Source organism: Glaciecola sp. XM2, assembly GCF_018595715.1.
In the GTDB taxonomy this organism is placed as follows: Bacteria; Pseudomonadota; Gammaproteobacteria; order Enterobacterales; family Alteromonadaceae; genus Glaciecola.
Window position 1 is genome coordinate 1 of record NZ_JAHEOJ010000015.1, and the last position, 20,258, is coordinate 20,258.

Consider the following 20,258-nt stretch of genomic DNA (forward strand, 5'->3'; position numbering starts at 1 on the left):
TAACACATATGAGCCTCCGGTCTGTCAATGACAAAAGAACACCTATTGCTCATTTTTTTATGAGCAATCTAATTCCTTTCATCAGTTTTGTTTACTTCGTCTGTCATGGTCGATGTTGAGCATATTGCTCACGTCAAACACATATAGAGGCTCTTAATGTTGCACTTTTCAGTTCCTTCTGATGGTCAACGGCACTAGACATTCATCGGTTAACCTTCATCTGTCCTATTCAAAGCTGAGTGGCTTAGTAGAACCAGTTAGTGGCGGGCTCAGCGAAGGTGTAAGCAAAGTCTGATAAAAGTTTATGTTGCGCAACAGTGGCATGTCTAATCAAAGCGAATTGGTTAAGGTCAGTTGGTATAGTTATCGATGCTGCTAGGGCAGATTGATGTGCGATAACAAGATACTCGCCATTTTCCCAGTTATACGATGAAGCTCATGCCACTGCGCGACTTACCCGTTTAAAAACTTATCTTCATTAAATACCTGTTGGTTCTTGAGCATGAAATAAACACAGCGGCCTATTTTATGTGCCAAAGCTGATAGCGCTTTAGCTTTGCTCATGCGTTTCTGAAGCGTTTCAAGGTATCGCTTAGCTTTGTCATTGCCTTTTAAGTACAGAACGGCGGCTTCGCTGAATGCCCATTTCAAATGCGCATTACCTATTTTATTGCCCTGAGTGCCATAGGACTTTCCTGCAGATTCGGCTTTGCATTTTACGAGTCGTGCGTATGACGCAAATTGTTGGACACGAGGAAAGCGCTGTATATCACCCACTTCATATAAGATGGTTAGGGCGAGAATCTTACCAATACCAGGAAAGGATCTTAGAATATGGAAGTCACTTCCCTTGTTGATCTGCGCTTTGAGCTTGACGTAATGCTCGATTTTATAGATTTCGTGCACCATGGTATCGATAATGTTGAGATTTAAGTCCATGCTTTTTTGCACAGCCTCATCAGGAAAGAAGTGGTGCATATGTTGTCTGGCGGGTGAGTTTTGTAGGTTTAATCGTGTTTCAGGCGCAGGTAAATTATATTGGCCAACAGTGCTGGACACATGAGCCTTGAGTTGAGCACTCATACGCATAATATGTGTGCGTCTTCTCAATGCATCCCTGATAGAGCGATGCTCTTTGGGGTAAGCATGGGCAAGCGGGAAATTTCCTCCTCGCATGAGTTTAGCGATCTTCAATGCATCGATTCTATCATTTTTAGTTTTACCTGCATGAATCGCTTTCATGTAGAGCGCATGGCCAAGAATAAAGTCAATGTTGTGCTGTTCGCAAAAATCCGATACCCAGTACCAACAGTGCATACACTCGACGCCGACTACTACACTACCGAGATAAGGTGTCAATAACTGAATAAGTTGCTCTGGCGAATCAGAAATTTTTTCATGGACGAGAACGTTATTTTCATTATCAATAATGCAGACATAAAGTAGGCGGGTGTGTAAATCAATTCCACAATAGTAAGGATGTGTATTAGTATAGAAATTCATTGAGTTTTCTCCGTTGGTTTTGTCGCCTGTTAGGATAAACTTTGTTTATGCTAATTAGGAGGAGACTCAATGAGTATCAAGGCGCTCAAGAGGGACACAAACATGGCGCTCCTTCGGAGTATAGCGCCATGTTTGTGCCCCTTAGCTAAGTGTTAGCCCCTTGTCATACAATGAATAAATTATCAGACAAAATCGCGGATTTAACTCGGGAAGAATGGAAAAATTTAGGTTTCTACTACATTTCAGATCAAGCAAATGAAAAGTGGGAATTACATGGTTCAAGAACTGGACTCTCTAACCTTTGCAACTTGCTAAGAAAATTCGCTAGTGAAAATCGAGAATATGGTGATCATGAACACTTAATGCCACACTGGTATTTAACCTTTACTTCACTAGAGGACTTCTCAATTAACAAACGTGATATTGGCGGAAAACCGGAACAATTGATGCGCTTTGCTAACTTTTTCGAAAAAGAAGTTTCCGATTGTCGTCAAGGTGCAACTGTCACAGTACCAAAAGATGCATTTAATACAGATTATGAAATTACTTTTACAGTACACAGAGACAATTTTGACCCTTCTTCGAAAGACCCTCAGTTATAGGGCTAACAAAACGCTTAAGGCGTTCTCTTCGGTCACTGGGACAGTAACATTGCGCGGCTTCGCCATTTTCGCGCAATGTTACTGTCCCTTAGCTCAAAGTTAACTTTCAAGGAGGATTAATTATGTTCAAAGTGATTATTTGCCTGATTTTACTCGTGTCTGCGAGCGTAAGTAACGCCATTAGTTTAGATGACTCGAAAAAAGCAGATATATTGAATTCACCGACATCTGAAAGGTGGGTCGAACTTTCATTTGACATAACTGAGTCAGGTACTGTTGTTAATATCAAGGTGATAAAATCTACTCATCAAGGTGTCTTTGATAAAGCTGCGATCAATGCGTTAGAAAAATGGAAGTATCAACCCAAAATTGTAGACGGGGTCGCTGTGGCTCAAAAAGATATGAAGGTTAGACTGCAGTTTGACATTGAAGATGAAAGTTAATCACAAGCTAGATACACCATTGCTCATTTGCGGAATAGTATTTATTTTACTCGGCCTGATATATAAGTCTCGGGATCTTCTGCCTGTCGAATTAACTGAATTGTTTTTTTTGCTCCCCCCAACAGAAGATAGATATTACAAATTAGTTGAAAGCGACCCAGAATTTAAATTTGGTTTGCTATTCTTTATTCTAGGTATCGCGGTATTAATTTTTCGGCGGATATTTATTCAGGTAAAAAGCAGTGGCGTATAACAAAAACCTAAACTCACTCGCTATCGCTTGAGGCCACAGTAACATGAGGTTAGGACTACAAGCCAAATTTGGAGTAGAAAATGAGTTATAGAGATAAATTAATTTTAGCTTCCAAAAAGGGGATTGGTTTTCCCATGGCTGGCTTGTTCATTATTACTTTTGCGGCCGTTGCAGTTAATCTACTACCTGAGAGGCAAGCTTTAATCGCTGTATTCATTGTGACAGGGGCAGTATTTCCAATAGCTATGTTTATTTCTAAGTTACTGAAAGTTAATCCATTTGTTAAATTGCCTCCGCTCTCTAACCTTGCTGCAATTCTGGCTGGTGTTCAGATATTCTATTGGCCTATTTTTATTCTTGTTTTTCAAATTGCACCCGCTTGGGTTCCATTTTCTATGGCTATTCTATTTGGATCTCATTTCATTCCCTATGGGTGGCTGTATAAAAGCAAGGCTTATTATTTTATAGGTATTATGATGCCGAGCTTAGGCTGCTTGTTTGCATTGCTGGGTAAAGAGATCTCATATCAATATACTTTTTTAGCATTGATTCCAGTATATCTAATTACGATTGGGTTACTTTTTTCAGAAACTAAAGTATCTAAACCTACAGCAGCACAGCCCTAACAAGGCAATATAGTTGGACGAGTAACAGTTTGCTCGGCTGCGCTTTGCTTCACATTTTGGCAAACTATTACAAGCCGCTTATTGAAGCGGTTGCCTATAAATATATCTGGCAGCCGCGCTTGTCATGAAGCTGTCGGTAGAATGTCAGCAAAGAGTCGTGAAATTGTCAGGACTGTTTCAATAGATATTAATTATTATGACCTTTCATGTAAAACTAATGAGGTTAGGTCAAATTATGAGTAACGATGTGAAGTTAAATAAAAATACAATACAAAGATTACGAGCTATCAACTGTTGGAGTCAAGAAGAGTTAGCATCAGCTAGCGGGTTAAGTGTAAGAACTATTCAACGTGTTGAAAAAAGCGGCACAGCATCTTTAGAAACAACCAAAGCACTAGCGTCAGTTTTCGTTGTTACTCCTGATGAATTGCAATCGTCTCAAAAAATCGAGAATGTTACATTTAGGTTTATTTGCAAATATGCTTGGCTTGTTGCCTTCGCTTTCTCAAGTGTATTCTTTGGTTTATGGATAGTTGATATTCTTATACCAACATTAAAAGGTGCTGATTTTAATCAACAATATGAAATCAATGGTAACTTTAGGTATCTTGATTTTGGTGGAATAAGTTTCTTTATTGGATTTTTATTCTTAGGCTTAAATGTGTCTTTAGAGTACTTTAATAGTAAAAGGTTACTTAAAAACTCGGCTGGACGCGGCAACTAACAGGTCACACGAGGTTAAATATTTTATAGTATGGGCACTTTTACCCAGAAACCCAGCATTGCCATAATACTAAGCAGCTGACGTAAAGTATTCGCGTCATGGGTCAAACGAGATTTATAAATGGGGTTCTTATTAGTTGTAGGGGTACCAACACTTCTTATCGTATGGTTGCTAACCGCGATAAAACTAAAAACCGACAACAATGGAAGACGTTTTAAAATATTATGTGGGCTCTAGTTGCGACGAGAGATAAAAACCTTTAACCTGCCTCAGCCGTTTAACAAAACGGCTGGCTACCCACACATTAAAACGTCGTAACTAATGGACTAATCAATGAAAAATGTAGTATTTTCTGTCTTTATTTTAGCTTTCTCTTTATCTGCAAATGCCTCTCTAGTTTCGTTACAATTTGAAGCCTCTGATTTTGAAAATTGCTGTACCAACGTAACCGAAATTCCTCAGGATCTTATCCAAGGTTCAATCACTTGGGAATATGAGGACCAAATAGCAAATATAGTTTCATTAGTTGATATAAGCCTGGTAATTGACGGATATTCATTCGATGCAAATGAAGTCGGTTTTGATAGTTTTGATAGCGATTTTTTTGCTTTCGGAGGAGTTGATTGCGGCGTAAGCTGTATTTTAGCTTCTGGAAACAACGATTTTTATGTTGCATTTGATTTCAACGAGCCATCACCTCTTACTTTTCAGTATGGTACACAAGCAAGTTTTGGGGTATGGATAGCCCAAACAACATCATTTCAGTTAAATTCAGTGACAGTCTCAGAGCCAGGCTCGCTTTATTTTGTGCTTACATCACTTTTGGGCGTGTTAATGATCACCAGAAAAAAGCGAGTTATTGCAGATACTCGCGCCTAATCGGGCTCGCCAAGCAACCATTAGGCTGCCCGCCTTGCACATTATTGTGCCGCATGGGTGTTATTTATAAATGAATCGAGTATTTAAATACGAAACACCCGCATGGGGAGCAAAAGCGATATGCTTTGCTTACTTTCTTATATCAGGCATATTTTTGTTATGTTTTTGGACTTACGATGTTTGGGCGGGTAATGCTCCCTCGGCATTGAAGTATGCCTTGTTCATTATGGGTCTAGTATTTTTGCTGGTGTCTTTAAAGCCGTCAAACTGGAAAGGTTGGGTGTACTTTTTAGCTGATGATGACGGCATACACTTTCCATCGTCTCCATCACAAAGTGAAGCATCTGCAAATCTTGATGTAAGCTGGGAGCATGTAGGCAATATTCAGCGTGAAAAGCTCTATGGTGGTGTTTATGGATTATCAATTGAGGTAAAAATTCCTCAGCAGGTAGCCAATGGGTATTTTAGTAATGTGGCCAGAGCAAATAAAGTGTTGGGCTTCAATCAAATGAGAGGCGAATACTTCGTGATTGCATATGCGAATAACGCTTTTCAGAGCCTACCTGATGTCGTTAATCAGCTTCTTAAAATAAAAGGTGAAAACACACCATAAGCAATGTAAGTCGCAACACCACTGCGCATTATGCTAATGGCATCTATTTGTTTGCTAGTATCCTTATCAGGCCCTAACTTTGTCGCTGGGTTCACCAATGAAAATAACTCGTAAACAAAGACATCGACAACAAATCAAGGGCTTTGGAGCGCCGTTATGCGGGTTGCCCTCTTCGTGCGTAACATGCATATTATGCATATAGCACTAGCTCTGTATTGAGGCATTTTTTGTAGAAGTCATGAAATCATATATTAATAAGTTTCCAGAAATAGCGCATCTACCGCCACAACAGCAGGCTGAGCTGTTAGAGCGAGCAAGAGTGCAGGCCTTTGTGAATATGAAGTTGTCGGGACGCAGCGCGCTATATTTATTTGGCTCATTGTTAATTTCATTTATACCTGTTGTAATAGTCGTTTGGTATTTTCAAGGTTTATCATACGTTACTGTAGCCGTGTCTGCGGTTTCGGTGCTCTTGCATTTATCGATTAATCATCAATTGCAAGCCAAGCTAATTAGGAAAGGATTGCCTGCCGTGTTATCTGATACCGACGTGTCGACTTAAACTTTGAAGCACCTTTGAGGAAAGCAGATTGAAAATCTCATTAGTTAGTATCCCTGTGCAAGATCCCATTAAAGCGCATGAAATTTACACAACCAAATTAGGCTTTGCATCTAAAGAATTTACCCCCGACGCTAAATTAGCAATTGTTGTATCTCCATACGATTTAGACGGAACCGCTATATTGCTAGAGCCTTGCGAAGGCAGCTTTGCCGAAACATATCAAAAAGCTGCGTTTGAAGCAGATTTACCCATAATGGGGTTATCATCAAACAATGCTGAGCAAGAACTTGAAAGATTACAAGCAGCAGGCATCACACTTCGCCCTGAATTAGATAACCCAAAGTGGGGGATTCAAAACGTGTTTGAAGATGGTTGTGGCAACTTGCTCATGATTGAGGATAAACCCTTGTAAACTGCATTTATGCGCTCCCCTAAGGCCTGTCTTAAGCCAACCTATTCAGCGCCGCCTCAATTGCAAACACATGCTCATCTACTTGTTGGTGATGACGTAGTGCGTTAGCCAGTTCAAACACATAATCACGGTTAGCACCACTTGGCCCTGTCGCATAGAAAATTTGATGCGCTATATTCTCTATGCTCGCATCTCCCAAAAAGGCCGCATTGTCGGGCGCACCCAAATACACCAATGCGGTTTTCGTTTTCCCGTTGACCAATTGAATCTTAACTTCGTGTCGTAGGTAGCCATTTTTTTCGCGATGATCTAAATGCTCAAATACTTCCTCACTAACCTGATAGGCCATTCCAAAACAAGTCTCATTGGGAGTCGCTATTAATGTTGCTACCCTGCCCGGCGCCTCTGGTGTACCGCGATGATCATGACTGCCCTGCCAAAACCGTCTCGTAAAATGCTCGATATATGCAGGGGCGCTATCAATAAAAGGGAAGTCGACTTTGTAGATAAGCGAACCATATCCAAACAACCAAATCTCGTCGTAGCTTGCTAGGTTTTGTCTCTGTTTGTTAAGCGCTTGGGTGTCGTGACTCATAAAATCTTTGATATCACTCGTCGAAGGTTTCTGCGATAACGCGATTACGGCCGTTTTGTTTGGCTTTATAAAGCAGCTGATCGGCAAAGCCGAGTAAACCTTCTTTCTGATCATCACTCGTAATCACGCGAGCGGTAACACCAATACTCACCGTCATTTTGATTTTCTCCCCCTCAAACTCCACAACAGTTTGCTCCAGCGCGTCTCGCACACGCTCCATCAATACCGTTGCCCCGTCGATTTCGGTAGCAGGTAAAATAACCACAAACTCTTCGCCACCGTAACGACAAATCACGTCACTGGGACGTTTGATATGTGTTTGTAGTAATTGTGAAAATACGCGCAAACACTCATCGCCTGCAGGGTGACCGTAGTTGTCGTTAATTTTTTTGAAAAAATCGATATCCAGCATCGCTAAGGTTAACTGCCTGTGTTCACGGCGGCTGCGACGCGCTTCTGCAAGTAAGCGTTTATCGAAATAGCGGCGATTCATCAACCCGGTGAGTGGGTCAATTGCGCTCATTCGCTCTAGTTCTTGATTGGCCTCAGAAAGCTCCCGCATCGCAATTTCAAGCTCGAGGGTACGCTCTTCTACTCTATACTCTAAATCCTGCTGCGAAGCTTCTTGCACTTTTAATAGCTCATCTTTTGCCGCCATAGCTTGGCGCTCGTTTTCTAAAGCAAGTGTTTTGGCCCGCTCAGTTTCCTCAAACTGCGTACTAAAGCGGATGGCAAGCGCCAAAGAAAGTAAAATAGTTTCGGCAATCGCACCAACCATGAGCAGATAGTTAGCATTTAAGGGCAAGTTATACACGCCCAAATTTTCGGTGGTTAATACAACACCTGAAAATAAAACGACCAACCAAGCAGCGGAAAAATAGCGAGCAATCGAATTTCCCTGTATTGCCAAATATAGGCTCGCAAGCAAAATGACCGGCGACGTGATGGCCATCATGATCAATACCGTTATAAGCAAAGGCGTATAGGGGAGAACAAACGCCAGTGCGAATACTCCAACATATATGAATTTGGCGATACTGAGCAGTAGATATGCGCGCGGACTGTTGCGCTTCAAATCTAAAACTTGTATTGAAAACACGATCACCAGTGCCAATGTGACACAGGCAAACAGCATTAAGCCCTTTTGCTGAAACCATGGGCTGTCGGGCCAAAAGAACCTAAACCCAACGCCTTGTAGAGCCGCTATAACAAGTGCTAACCCAATGACATAACCCGCATAAACCGCAAAGATCTTGTTGCGCGTGGTGGCAAACAAAAACAAATTACTTAATGCCATGGCCAACATGTAGCCAAAAAACAGTCCTAAGAATAATTGGTGCGCGCTGTTGTAACTAATGAAATCTGCATATTGCCAAACCCGAATGGGCAATTTGATTGGGCCATCACTTTGCACCCGAAGCACAATGAGCATGTGTTCATTATCGCCAGCGATAGGGAACAAAAACTGCTCGTGCTTGATCACACGTTGGTCGAAACTGCGCATATCGCCTGTTGAATATGTCGCTAATGGCTCAGAGATATCTATTGCGCCATTGACGTCAGCATTAAAGACCCACACATCTATCTCATCTATAAGGCTATAATTTGCCTCCAGCAGATATTGGGAGCCAGGCTTGATTGAATCTAAACTGACTCGTATCCAGTGAGTATCGTTAGACAGCCCTAGATTGTCGTTTATCAAAGGCTTCCATATCGCATCTGGGAACTGCTGTGTGATATCAGCGGGTAGCTCGCCTGTGATTGTCTCGGATGAATCGGTGACGTAGGTAGCACTGAAAGGTAGGCTCATCTTTTGTGCAATCGTGCTCAATGATACCGTAAACGCCAACATGCAGATGACAAACAGCGATATTATCGCTGTAATCCAATAGCGTCTATCTGTAGGTATCAGCTGACCTGACTGCATATCGACATCTCATGGGTTAAATAATTTGCGCGCGTTGCTATACGCGCTTTCGTATACCTCTTGTATCGGCACCTGCTTAAGTTCCGCTACTTTTTCGGCCACAGCATGCAGGTACTTCGGTGCGTTGTTTTTTGCCCTCGGCCTAACGGTCTTAGGAAACAAATATGGGGCATCGGTCTCAAGCAATAAACGCGATAGCGGTAAATCTTGTACTGCAGCCTGTAAATCTTGACCACGTTTATCATCACACACCCAGCCAGTAATGCCAATATAGCATCCCATATCTAGATAGGTACGCATCGAGTGAGCGTCACCGGTAAAGCAATGGGCTACCATAAACGGCAGCGATGCGCACACGGGCGTGAGCATACTAATTTGTTTTTCAAAGGCGTCTCGTTCATGCAGATAAACACCTTTATTGAGACTGACAGCTATTTGAAGCTGCCTATCAAAAGCCGAGATTTGTTTTTCGGGGGTGGAGAAGTTGCGATTAAAATCTAATCCACATTCACCTATTGCAGCAATAGAGTGTTGCTCAATTAAGGCTTCTAGCGTTTGCCAATCATGCTCAGTAGCATGTTCAGCGTAGTGAGGATGAACGCCAGCGGTGACATGAAGTGAAAGGGAGTGTTCACGATATTTTTCTTTGAGGGCCACTGCATTTTGCGATTCTGTGATATCGCTCGAAATCACCAATATATCTGACACATGATGAGCTAACGACTCGTCAAGTATCTGCTGACAGTCAAAACGCGAGTCTAGGAGATTTACACCCGCATCAAAAAGCATGACCTAATTTATCCTTCTAACTCGCACGCTACGATTACTGCCTTCGAGTTGCAAGATGAATGAATTAAAAGCGCCTCGTTTAATATACACAACCGACGCTTCTCGCAAACGCAAACGATGGTTTTCTATTGCACGCCAGCGTTGACCATTTGCTAGAGTGACGATGTCTCTTCCTGCATTATTTTGGGTAATAGATACGATACTACTTGAGATTTGCTCGAGCTCATCGTCTGGACTATTTTTCTTTAAGTGACCCCCGCCAAATTCCTCTATTTGCGCTTGTTCACTTATTTCAGGTATTTCGATTGCTTCTGGTGTTTGGGTAAGTTCAGCGCTCACGGTTTCTTGAGCGGGTGTCCTGGGCGTAGACTCGAGTACTTCGGCGACATCTTGAAAAAGCGCGTCGTAGCAGGCAAGTCTCTGACTGGCTTCGCCTATACTTTTGCATGTTTGAATGGCTTGCTCACTCGGCGATGCAAAAATAGGCGCGGCAATAAGCAACGTTAATCCACCAATTAAGCACGCTATCTTCATTTATCTGACTCCATTTGCGAGGTTTCTTCTACGTCACTCGGTTTGCGAGTATAAAACGCCCCAACGATCACTCCAATTTCAAACAACAACCACATCGGCACAGCCAACAAGGTTTGAGAGATAACATCAGGCGGCGTGAGCAACATGCCCACCACAAATACCCCAACAATGACGTATGGGCGTTTTTTTCTCAGATTGTCGGGCGTTGTGATCCCTGTCCAGCACATTAAGATGATGGCTACGGGTATTTCAAAGGCGATCCCAAACGCAAAAAAGAGTTTAAGCACAAAGTTCAGATAGCTTGATATATCGGTGCTGATAAGCACCCCCTCAGGGGCAACACTGTTGAAAAACATAAATGCGAGTGGGAACACGACAAAGTACGCAAAGGCCATACCCGCATAAAACAACAGCGTGCTGCTAATTAACAGCGGTGCAACCAGTTTCTTTTCGTTTTTATATAAGCCTGGGGCAATAAACCCCCATATTTGATATAAAACCACGGGGATGGCAATAAAAAATGAGAGCACTAAGGTCAGTTTAAATGGCGCCAAAAAGGGTGATGCAACGTCGGTGGCAATCATGCTTGCCCCTTCTGGCATTGCTGCAACTAATGGGTCGGCAACATAGGCATAGATGTCTTGAGCGAAATAAAACAAACATACAAACACCACAAGCACCGCTATTAGTGCACGTAAAATGCGTGTTCTTAACTCAATAAGATGGGATATAAATGTGCTTTGCTCAGTCATCTTTGGGCGTTTTTGCAGTTGAATCGGTTGCCTCAATCGCCTTTGACGCTGGGGCATCATCCACATTGAGTTGTTTGTTTGGGTCACTTACAGCTTGATTTTGATATGGGCGCTGTACAGATGCTGCGGCGGCTTTTAATTCATCAACGCTGCGCTTGATATCACCGCCGATGTTATCCATGCCCATCTGCTCAGCTTTTTTCAAGTTTTCGTGCAATTCATGCGTTTTTAATTGCTCGGAGACTTCCTGCTTAAAGCCGTTTGCCATATTTTTAACGCTTTTTATGGTATCCGCGGTAGCTCGCATAAACGAAGGCAAGCGTTCGGGCCCAATAACGACCAACGCGACGATGCCAATAATTAAAAGCTCCCAGAAGCCGATATCAAACATAAGGTTAGTCTTTTGACTCTGCTTTTTCTTTGGTTTGGGTTGTGCTTGCAGTAGCGTCAGACTTATCTTCTACTGGCGCAAAATCCGCGTCTTTTTTGTCTTCATCATCATTCATGGCCTTTTTAAAGCCCTTTAACGCGCCGCCTAAATCTGAGCCAACGTTACGTAGTTTTTTTGTACCAAACAATAAAACCACAATCAGCAATATGATAACCACTTGCCAAATACTAATTCCGCCCATAACAAATCCTCTATCAAGTTCGTGGTATCGCTTTGATGAACAACACCTTTACGCTATACCCGTAATATAGTTGAAGTATACCATTGGTTAAAGAGAAGCATCATACAAAATGCGACAATAGGTATAATTTAGATGACCTTATTGGGAGTGATGACTTGACACGGTAGGGTATGTATTTAAAAATCGTGACACGCAGTATTTTGGATTGCAACGATTGCAGTCGATTCAAAATGAGGGATTATTATGAATATCAAAACATTATCGCTAATAAGCGCCGCGCTTATCATGAGCTTTGCTCACCTAACAGCAGTTGCACAAGACGCTGACTTCCCGTGTGATGACATGGCACAAGCAGCACTCTCCCAGACACCATCAGACAAAGTCACACGAATAACGTCCTTCACGCCTCCAGAAGTTTTGGAGCGTCCAAGGATGCGCTTTCCTACTGAAGCGCTTAGAAATGGTGCTGAAGGATGGGTGCAAATGAGCTATGTAATTGACGAAGAGGGCAAAGTTGTAGACCCCGTAGTGGAGGATTTTAGCGGTCATCGCGCTTTTAGGAGTTCTGCGCTTAGAGCGCTGAAAAATACGCGCTATACCCCTGCAATGAAAGACGGCAAACCAACCGAGGTTTGTCATCAATCAATACGCTTTGACTTCACTATCGGCGGTGCAACGGGTGCAACCAGAAGTTTTGTATATCAATATAAGAAAGCCGAGGACCTTTTTCAAAATGGCGATATTGAAGCTGCTGAGGTTTTAGTTGAAAAAATGCGCGATAATAAAAATCGTAATCGGTACGAAAATGCATGGTTGTGGAATTTGGACGCGTTAATTGCGGCAAAAAAAGATGACCAGGTGCGTATTGCGCGAAGCTTATCACGCGCTATTTCTAGCAGTAGATCCCACGACGAGGAGCATAAAACGTTTTCGGATGACTACAAAGCCAATTTGTATCAACGCCTGTTTGTTGCCAGAACGAACCTGAAGCAATATGCGCTGGCGCTACAAACTTATGACGATATAAAAAGCTTACCAAACAGTGATGAGCTCATTAAACCTTTACAGCCAATGCTCGCGCATATCGAAGAGGTATCGGCATCCGATAAGAATATTGCGGTCGCTATCACACTAGATGAAGACGATCAGTACTTTCATAGATTATTGCGCAACAAGTTTGCCTTTGCAGATATACAGGGCGAATTGGAAACCGTAGAAGTACGGTGCGAAACGCGCAGAGAAAAATTCACTATTGCCGAAGATCACATTTGGACCATTCCGAAGTCTTGGGGCAATTGCCAAGTGTTTATTCAAGGTGAAGCGCAGACGACGTTCAATCTAGTTGAGGTTGCTGAAGCTTAGAGTAAGTACTCACATACTATTATTTTTTAAAGTGCAGTTTTAATAATATTATCTTTGGCGTTAGCGGATACTAACGAGGGTCTGTCTCAACGGCGGCCGTTTCCACTCGGTATTTTTCATGAAACGCCAAAAGCCCAGGGAAGGATTGCAGGTCGTATAAATCACGAAACAGTAACCAATCGAGCATTGCAAACAAACTCATGCTCAAATAGTTCCATTGGGTAAACGCTTCATCATCCACCACTTTTTCAAAGTAAGCCATGACCGAAACAATGCGCTCGTTTTGAAGTTTGAAGAAAAGTTTATCGGGCGCATTTTCAATTTCAGAGCGCTTCAATAAAAACAGATGAATAAAAGAATCGTTGGCTGAATCAATGGCCGTGAGCATGTTCTGCTGCACCAAACTAAGTGGTGTAGCCAAGCCCTTATCACACAAATACTGAAATATAACGCGTGAGTCTAAAACAACCTGCTGGCCATCCATCAACATGGGAATTTTCAATGTAGGGTTATTTTCGACTAACATGGCACGATCATCGGGTGCATACACATCTACTTCAACAAACTCATACGCAATACTTTGCATCAACATGCGTAAGCGTCGCACGTAAGGTGAAGTTGTCGAGCCATATAATTTCATTGTTGCGCCTTTATGCAAGTTGATTGTTAAATGCTAAATGAAGCCCCGCATCCGCACGTCGTGCTAGCATTTGGGTTATTTACCAAAAACCGAGAACCTTCTAGCCCTTCGGTGTAATCTACTATTCCGCCCACCAAGTATTGCAAACTCATTGGGTCTACTACTAAAGTGACCGATTCTTTATCAATGGTCATATCGCCTTCGTTGACTTTTTCATCGAAGGTGAAGCCATACTGGAAGCCAGAGCATCCGCCACCGGTAACGTAGACTCTTAGTTTTAGGTTCGGATTTTCTTCTTCTTCAATCAGCGACTTCACTTTATGTGCCGCTGCGTCAGAAAACTCAATTGGCATTGCCATTTCAACCGACATGCATCTCTCCAATTTGTGATACCGTTAATAATCGCGGATTATCCAATACCTGAGTAATTTAATCAAGTATTCACTCAGCTTCGCTGAAAGCTTCTACCCACGTAATACTGGTATTGTAACTACCTCGCCTTCGGTTGTATTTGTACACATCTGTTTCTAACTCAAACTTCTCCGGGATAAAATTAGCTGGCAGAGTGATAGTGGTCTCAATCACTTGGAAATACTTAAAGCCAAATTTAAGCGGCGTTTTTGGTTCATCTTGCAATTCACTCAGCGCATATGTTTTTGGCTTACCGTCTAAACTACCCGATATCTCGATGTCTAGGTCGCCCTTGATAATATCTTTAATGTTTTCATGTTGTAGCAACACCATACTCACCGCGTAATTGTTTGTGCTTTGCGTAGCAGTAACTGCCAAGCGCTCCACTACAAATCCATCTTGCGTAAGTTCCGGTGCCATTACTCGTTGAAAAAATGCCAGCTCTTGTTTTAAAGCAATCTCTCGGCTTGCCGCGTCTTGCAGGGCAGTTTGGCTCTCTTGTTGAGTTAAGCGGGCAACGTCTAATGCAATTTTCATCGTGTTAATTTGTGAGTTTAAGCTTTGATTTTCGCGGGTTAAATTTTCAACCGACTGACGCATGACTTTTACATCTTGCCCAAGACCTGAATTACTGCGATCTGCAAACACATATCCCAAATAAAATGCTAACAGCAAAATTCCAATGACAAATGCATAGAACTGTACAAATCCATATTTGTGTTTGTACTCAGCTAATTTCAAAAAATCTCTCCTTTATCAAGGGATTATGTTAGTCTTTGCGAATCTAAAAAGCGAGAACGTTATGAGTCTACAGTCATTACGACAAGCCCTTTCGCATCCAAGCACGTCGGTCCAACTTTGTTTGATTGGGTTGGCAGGTGGCTTGATTGCAGCGTTTGTGATCATCAGTTTTCGTTTAACCCTCACATTATTGCACGTGTTTTTCTTGGACGGAATTGGCAATTACGCTTCGCTCTCTGACGTCTATCGCTTAGCCCTGCCATTTGTCGCCGTTACGCTCATTATTGGCGTAGCTAAACTCACCGGTTTTGAACATTATCGTCTTGGTATTCCGTTTGTTATCCATCGAGTGAAGCAGTTTTACGGGCATATTCCACTACGGACCACTATTAATCAATTTTTTGGCGGCATCTTTGCCCTCGCCAGTGGCTTTGTTGTGGGAAAAGAAGGCCCCACCGTCCACTTAGCCGCTTGGGCAAGTCATTACGTGGGAAGATGGCTAAAACTGCCTTTCAACAGTTTACGTATACTCGCTGGGTGCGGCATTGCAGCGGGTATTGCAGCGGCCTTTAACACGCCTTTTGCCGCCGTTATTTTTGTGATGGAAGTGGTACTCAGAGAGTATAAGGTCCATATTTTTGTGCCCATTATGCTATCTGCCGCTTGTGGCTCTGTGATCACCCGCCTTGTGTTTGGCGACGTAAGTGAACTGGCTTTTTTAAATTTTGCCCCCGTACCGCCCACACAATTACCTTATTTGGTGTTAATGGGCATCTGTATTGGGATCGTTGCAGCGCTTTTTAACAAACAACTGATGAACATTATGCGTTGGTTTACGCCAATGAATATGATTGGGCGCTTGTATGTTGCGGCTGCAATCACCGGTGCTTTTGGCTATTTCATGCCCAGTAGCATGGGTGCAGAATTCATCAACATCGAACTGTTGCTAGGCACTCAACCCGACATCGGTACTCTGCTTGCCCTATTTGCAGCAAAGTTTGTATTGGCAATTGTAGCCATTGCGCTTGGCGTGCCAGGAGGGATTATCGGTGCGGTAATGGTAATCGGCATGCTGCTTGGTGTTGTTTTAATGCAACCTATTTCAACACTTATGCCCGGTGACATGACAAGTACCTATGCCCTGCTCGGCATGGCTGGCTTCTTGGCAGCGGTATTACATGCGCCCATGGCGGCATTATCTGCCGCAATGGAGCTTGCGGCGAGTTCTCAAGCTGTGCTGCCTGCAATGATTGTGATAGTGAGCGCTTACGTTACTGCAAAGCAAATGTGTAACAATAAATCGATTTTTATTCAGCAATTAGATTTTCAGGAGCTTCCTTATACTCGAACCGCTATCCGCGATATGCTCCAACAAACCGGAGTTATGGCAATGATGAAGCGCGAATTAACCGTCATGCGCGATGTATCAGATGACGTTTTGTATGATTATTTACAAACCCATCCTGAGCACACGCTGATTCATTACGCCGCTGACAATGCACACATTGTGGAGCTAAACGTGAGTTTGAACGCCAACGATAACCCACTCATGATGCACGATACAGTGCTACTGAGCGAACAACATACGCTTGCAGATGTGCATGAAGCATTGCAAACTAGGCGCCAAGGCGCGGTACTCATTCAAAGTGTTGAGCATGACGATATCAGCGGCGTGATCACATGGAATATGGTACACAATTACTTGTTAAAACAACGACATTAAGGAAAGCAGTTGAGCATTTTATGGCTTAAAGCCTTTCATGTATTTTTTATGATTGCATGGATGGCAGGCATTTTTTATCTTCCCAGACTATTTGTTTACCATGCCGAAACAAAAGAGCAGGTAGTGCGCGATCAATTTAAAGTGATGGAAAGGCGTTTGTGGCTGTTTATCACGCCCTTTGCATTACTGACACTTGTGCTTGGCATAGCGATTATTTATGTATATGGCGCTCCATGGCTTGGCGCTAGTGCTTGGTTGCATGCAAAGCTTGCCCTTGTAGCTTTGTTTTATGCTTACCATATGTATCTGTGGCACCTGGTCAAAGTGTTTGCTAGGGACGAAAATACCCATAGCCCTAAGTTTTACCGCTTTTTAAATGAAGCGCCGGTATTGGCGCTATTGGCGATTGTTATCCTTGCCATCCTCAAACCTTTTTAGGATCCGCTTGCACAAAGGTTTCAAATTGATTGGGCAAATACGCCGCTAGCTTGCCAGACATACTGACATATTGCTTGAGCGTGCTTGATAAAGACTGAGCAATTAAGGGTAACTTGTCTTCGAGCTGTTTTTCTCCCCTAGCATGGGCCTGTTGTATCGCTAAGGTAGGGTCAGCAAAGGTTGAAAACACCAACAAGCAGTGCTGCAAATCTTTGCTTAGTTTGGGCGCTTCACTCGGGGCTTGTGTTTGCATATTCTTCCACGCATGGGCCCATTCACGCTCAGTAGACTGATGAGCCAACATAAGCCCGCTGCAATACTGCGCTAGCGCTTTTGAGTTTTCGGGCGTGTTGTACAGCGCATACGATGGTAATGTAAGCTGCTGATCTTTCATTGCGCCAAGCACTTGCTTGAAATAGGTGAATAACTGCGAAAAGATATAATCTGCTTGCTCGTTGTCTTGAACTTGCTCATGCTGTTTAATTGTCCACGGCAACCAAGTATCCGGTAAGGGTATTTCTGGGCAAGCACATGCGCCAGTAATGCACCCCTCCACAAAATAGCGAGAGTGTAGAAAATGCACATTTTCGGGTTGTTCGTATAGCGCAAGTAAATTCATTGAATGCTAAAGCAACAAAAATAAGAATCGTTAGTGCGGTATCATACCCGAAGCGCTTGATAAATAAAGGAGAAGGTTAGTGCGTTCAGCAGTAAAAGGCCTCATTGTAACAGCCGCTTTTATCGGACCTGGCACCGTCACCACCGCCTCTTTGGTGGGCGCTCAACTTGGCTATCAACTTGTGTGGGCCTTGTTGTTCGCACTCTTTGCAACTTGCGTTTTACAAGAGATGGCGTCTCGCTTAGGCATGGCTAGCGGACAGGGCTTGTCGCAAGCTATCTTGCTGCAATATTCACATCCGATTTATAAATGGGCGGTTACTGTGCTCATTTGTATAGCAATAGGAGTCGGTAACGCAGCTTATGAAGGCGGAAACTTAACCGGTGCTGCACTTGGCTTAAGCGCCAGTTTTGGGGGCAGCATCGCAATATGGGCTAGCAGTTTAGGCACCATTGCCATTGCCCTGATCCTCAGCAACAAATACAACATGATAGAAGGCCTTCTTGTCACACTCGTTGCCATTATGAGCATTGTATTTATTAGCTTAATGCTCGTCGCTGGGATCAATGGACAACTTTTTTGGTCGGGCGTGACCTTAGAGCACGGTTTGTTTAATAACTATACGCTGTTGCTAGCTATCGTAGGCACGACGATTGTGCCCTATAACCTTTTTCTTCATGCAGGCATGAGCGTCAAAGACCACAAAGCAAACTCCCACGGCAAGACAGAGACAAACGCGGGGCTATTTGCATCGATTGGGCTTGGAGGCTTAGTCACATTCGCGGTGATGTCATCTGCTGCTACGGCGTTTTTCGCCACGGGTATTGTGATGGACAGGGGAAACATTGCCTCACAACTTGAACCTTTATTAGGCAATTACGCAAGCCTGTTTTTCGCACTTGGTTTATTTGCCGCAGGGCTTACCAGCGCAATCACAGCTCCATTGGCCGCAAGTTACGCATTAGCTGGCTTGTTTAACTGGAAAAGTGAGCTCAGTGACTGGCGATTTAAAGCTGTCAGTTTACTCATCATTGTCGCAGGCATACTAGTGTCGGTGTCGGGGGCAAAACCCTTTCTGATCATTGTGGTCGCTCAGGCAGCTAATGCTATTTTACTGCCAATTTCAGCCATTCTCTTGATGATGGTATGCAACAATAGCGGGCTTATGGGGCAAGCAAGAAACCGATATGTTAGCAACACCGGTGGCATTGTTGTGGTCGTAACGGTGTTAGGTTTGGCAGGTTATAAGTTATTTAACTTAATATGATAGTGAGAGTGTCGGTCTAACGGCGTTTTAGCCATAAACTTGGGTTAAGTGCTTTGCCTTTATGGCGAATTTCAAAGTATAAGCCAGGCTCAGCTTGGCCACCGCTATTTCCTACAAGGCTGATGGTATCGCCAGCCACTACATTGTCTCCAACATTTCTAAGTAAGGCTTGATTGCGCCCATACACGCTCATGTAGCCTTTTCCATGGTCCACAATAGTCACTAAACCAAATCCTTTGAGCCAATCAGCATATAAGATTTTACCATCCGCAACGGCATTAACAGGGGTCCCTGCCGACGAGTTTATGATGATCCCTTTCCAACGCACTTGGCCCTGTCTTCGTTTACCGAACAAACGATTCATTTGACCTGATGTTGGCACAAGAAGCTGCCCTTTAAGCTGCGTTAGCCCTACTAACTCAACTTCCACATTCTCGCGATTTTGACTACGCAGTGCCTCAATCTCAGCTCTCTCAATTGCTTGGGTTAAGCTTCTTTCTTGTTGTTCGAGCTGGGCTACACGCGCTTGATCAGACTTAATTTGCGCATCTAAATCGCGCAGCGTAACTTGACGAGCCTGTTGTCGTTCTCGCAATCTTTCGGCCTGAGTACGCTGTTGTGCAATCAATAGGATTTGCTGTTGCTCTTTATCTGCGAGTCGGCGCTTTAGTGATTCGAGGGAGGCGATAAGCTCTCTAAATTGAGTGATTTGTTCCTGACGTGCGCTGTTCAAGTATTGATAGTAAGTAAGGACTCGCTCAAATTTACTGGCATCATCTTGATTGAACACCATCTTAGCGAAATCATAATTACCGGCCATAAATGCGCTTTTGATTTGATTCGCTAAAAACGCTTGCTGATTGTCAATATTGGTTTGTGTTTCGTTACGCTGTTTTTCTAGGTCGGTAATTTCGCTACGCGTGGTCGCAAGCGCTCTATCGGTTTGATTGAGTTGCGTAGCAGATTCTGCAATTTGTAACTCCGCAAGTTTCAGTTCTTGCTGCAGACGCTCAGAATCCTCTAACTTTTCTTCAAGTTGTTGCCGAGTTTGCTCAATCAGAGACTTTATATTTTCTAAATCGGCACTTTGATCCTGAGCAACACTTTGAGTGCCAATAATACAAAAGGCAATAAACAAGGCACAACGGTAAAACGCTACAATCGCATGCAAGCGTTTTCGATTGCCTAGCCCACTGCCCGAGCGCGTCATG

At 43.2% G+C, this 20,258-nt stretch carries 24 protein-coding genes and 1 pseudogene; 12 read left to right on the plus strand and 13 right to left on the minus strand.

All coding sequences use genetic code 11. The features are described from left to right. Positions 1–453: 453 nt before the first annotated feature. Entirely contained in the window at positions 454–1,503 is a 1,050-nt protein-coding gene (locus KJ365_RS02770; protein ID WP_214449666.1) for an IS110 family RNA-guided transposase, read from the minus strand. A 170-nt stretch (positions 1,504–1,673) separates the two neighbouring features. Between KJ365_RS02770 and KJ365_RS02775 the strand changes: the two genes are divergently transcribed. The 8 genes from KJ365_RS02775 to KJ365_RS02810 all read left to right on the plus strand — a co-directional run bounded on the left by KJ365_RS02775 (position 1,674) and on the right by KJ365_RS02810 (position 6,617). Continuing rightward, positions 1,674–2,105, plus strand: a complete 432-nt coding sequence (locus KJ365_RS02775) for an Imm32 family immunity protein (protein WP_214450109.1) — start codon at positions 1,674–1,676, stop codon at positions 2,103–2,105. A gap of 122 nt (positions 2,106–2,227) precedes the next feature. Beyond that, a complete protein-coding gene (locus tag KJ365_RS02780) occupies positions 2,228–2,548 on the plus strand; it encodes an energy transducer TonB (protein WP_214450110.1) in 321 nt (106 codons plus the stop codon). 333 nt (positions 2,549–2,881) lie between these two features. After that, a complete protein-coding gene (locus KJ365_RS02785; protein WP_214450111.1) occupies positions 2,882–3,427 on the plus strand; it encodes a DUF7010 family protein in 546 nt (181 codons plus the stop codon). A gap of 235 nt (positions 3,428–3,662) precedes the next feature. Next, positions 3,663–4,151, plus strand: coding sequence for a helix-turn-helix domain-containing protein (locus tag KJ365_RS02790; protein ID WP_214450112.1), 489 nt, complete (start codon positions 3,663–3,665; stop codon positions 4,149–4,151). Positions 4,152–4,484: 333 nt separating this feature from the next. Further along, the gene (locus KJ365_RS02795; RefSeq protein ID WP_214450113.1) at positions 4,485–5,030 is read left to right on the plus strand and encodes a hypothetical protein; all 546 of its coding nucleotides are present in this window, start codon (positions 4,485–4,487) and stop codon (positions 5,028–5,030) included. Between the two features lie 70 nt (positions 5,031–5,100). Next, a complete protein-coding gene (locus KJ365_RS02800; protein WP_214450114.1) occupies positions 5,101–5,643 on the plus strand; it encodes a hypothetical protein in 543 nt (180 codons plus the stop codon). A 238-nt stretch (positions 5,644–5,881) separates the two neighbouring features. Further along, positions 5,882–6,205 carry a hypothetical protein gene (locus KJ365_RS02805; protein WP_214450115.1) on the plus strand — a complete coding sequence of 108 codons (324 nt, stop codon included), beginning with the start codon at positions 5,882–5,884 and terminating at the stop codon, positions 6,203–6,205. 28 nt (positions 6,206–6,233) lie between these two features. Continuing rightward, on the plus strand, positions 6,234–6,617 hold the full coding sequence (locus tag KJ365_RS02810; RefSeq protein WP_214450116.1) for a VOC family protein: 384 nt from the start codon (positions 6,234–6,236) through the stop codon (positions 6,615–6,617). 31 nt (positions 6,618–6,648) lie between these two features. Here KJ365_RS02810 and KJ365_RS02815 read toward each other — a convergent pair whose 3' ends face one another. From KJ365_RS02815 to tatA, 7 genes and pseudogenes are all read right to left on the minus strand, one after another. After that, the gene (locus tag KJ365_RS02815) at positions 6,649–7,212 is read right to left on the minus strand and encodes a gamma-glutamylcyclotransferase (RefSeq protein WP_214450117.1); all 564 of its coding nucleotides are present in this window, start codon (positions 7,210–7,212) and stop codon (positions 6,649–6,651) included. A 13-nt stretch (positions 7,213–7,225) separates the two neighbouring features. Then, complete coding sequence (locus KJ365_RS02820; RefSeq protein WP_214450118.1) at positions 7,226–9,139, minus strand: sensor domain-containing diguanylate cyclase; 1,914 nt, start codon at positions 9,137–9,139, stop codon at positions 7,226–7,228. Between the two features lie 9 nt (positions 9,140–9,148). After that, complete coding sequence (locus KJ365_RS02825) at positions 9,149–9,928, minus strand: TatD family hydrolase (RefSeq protein WP_214450119.1); 780 nt, start codon at positions 9,926–9,928, stop codon at positions 9,149–9,151. Positions 9,929–9,931: 3 nt separating this feature from the next. After that, on the minus strand, positions 9,932–10,462 hold the full coding sequence (locus KJ365_RS02830; RefSeq protein ID WP_214450120.1) for a hypothetical protein: 531 nt from the start codon (positions 10,460–10,462) through the stop codon (positions 9,932–9,934). Next, the gene (tatC, locus tag KJ365_RS02835) at positions 10,459–11,214 is read right to left on the minus strand and encodes a twin-arginine translocase subunit TatC (protein WP_214450121.1); all 756 of its coding nucleotides are present in this window, start codon (positions 11,212–11,214) and stop codon (positions 10,459–10,461) included. The genes KJ365_RS02830 and tatC overlap by 4 nt, the downstream gene beginning before the upstream one ends. 94 nt (positions 11,215–11,308) lie before the next feature. Next, a pseudogene (gene tatB / locus KJ365_RS02840) lies at positions 11,309–11,605 on the minus strand (Sec-independent protein translocase protein TatB); the annotation flags it as partial. Between the two features lie 4 nt (positions 11,606–11,609). Continuing rightward, complete coding sequence (gene tatA, locus KJ365_RS02845; protein WP_214450123.1) at positions 11,610–11,846, minus strand: Sec-independent protein translocase subunit TatA; 237 nt, start codon at positions 11,844–11,846, stop codon at positions 11,610–11,612. Positions 11,847–12,089: 243 nt separating this feature from the next. Here tatA and KJ365_RS02850 point away from each other — a divergent pair, with 243 nt between their 5' ends. Beyond that, entirely contained in the window at positions 12,090–13,208 is a 1,119-nt protein-coding gene (locus KJ365_RS02850; protein WP_214450124.1) for an energy transducer TonB, read from the plus strand. A gap of 70 nt (positions 13,209–13,278) precedes the next feature. Here KJ365_RS02850 and KJ365_RS02855 read toward each other — a convergent pair whose 3' ends face one another. The 3 genes from KJ365_RS02855 to KJ365_RS02865 all read right to left on the minus strand — a co-directional run bounded on the left by KJ365_RS02855 (position 13,279) and on the right by KJ365_RS02865 (position 15,000). Next, entirely contained in the window at positions 13,279–13,848 is a 570-nt protein-coding gene (locus KJ365_RS02855; protein ID WP_214450125.1) for a glutathione S-transferase family protein, read from the minus strand. A 26-nt stretch (positions 13,849–13,874) separates the two neighbouring features. Next, complete coding sequence (gene erpA, locus KJ365_RS02860) at positions 13,875–14,219, minus strand: iron-sulfur cluster insertion protein ErpA (RefSeq protein WP_214450126.1); 345 nt, start codon at positions 14,217–14,219, stop codon at positions 13,875–13,877. A 70-nt stretch (positions 14,220–14,289) separates the two neighbouring features. Continuing rightward, entirely contained in the window at positions 14,290–15,000 is a 711-nt protein-coding gene (locus KJ365_RS02865; RefSeq protein ID WP_214450127.1) for a DUF6776 family protein, read from the minus strand. Between the two features lie 61 nt (positions 15,001–15,061). Between KJ365_RS02865 and KJ365_RS02870 the strand changes: the two genes are divergently transcribed. Both KJ365_RS02870 and hemJ read left to right on the plus strand, forming a co-directional pair. After that, the gene (locus KJ365_RS02870; protein ID WP_214450128.1) at positions 15,062–16,723 is read left to right on the plus strand and encodes a chloride channel protein; all 1,662 of its coding nucleotides are present in this window, start codon (positions 15,062–15,064) and stop codon (positions 16,721–16,723) included. Positions 16,724–16,732: 9 nt separating this feature from the next. Then, positions 16,733–17,161, plus strand: a complete 429-nt coding sequence (hemJ, locus tag KJ365_RS02875; RefSeq protein ID WP_214450129.1) for a protoporphyrinogen oxidase HemJ — start codon at positions 16,733–16,735, stop codon at positions 17,159–17,161. On the opposite strand, the gene KJ365_RS02880 is transcribed toward hemJ, so the two are convergent. Then, positions 17,148–17,780, minus strand: a complete 633-nt coding sequence (locus KJ365_RS02880; RefSeq protein WP_214450130.1) for a UPF0149 family protein — start codon at positions 17,778–17,780, stop codon at positions 17,148–17,150. The two genes, hemJ and KJ365_RS02880, sit on opposite strands and share 14 nt — an antisense overlap. A gap of 79 nt (positions 17,781–17,859) precedes the next feature. Here KJ365_RS02880 and KJ365_RS02885 point away from each other — a divergent pair, with 79 nt between their 5' ends. Then, positions 17,860–19,047 (plus strand): NRAMP family divalent metal transporter, encoded by a 1,188-nt coding sequence (locus KJ365_RS02885; RefSeq protein WP_214450131.1) that lies wholly within the window; start codon positions 17,860–17,862, stop codon positions 19,045–19,047. A gap of 16 nt (positions 19,048–19,063) precedes the next feature. On the opposite strand, the gene KJ365_RS02890 is transcribed toward KJ365_RS02885, so the two are convergent. After that, entirely contained in the window at positions 19,064–20,257 is a 1,194-nt protein-coding gene (locus KJ365_RS02890; protein WP_214450132.1) for a murein hydrolase activator EnvC family protein, read from the minus strand. Position 20,258: the final 1 nt, after the last annotated feature.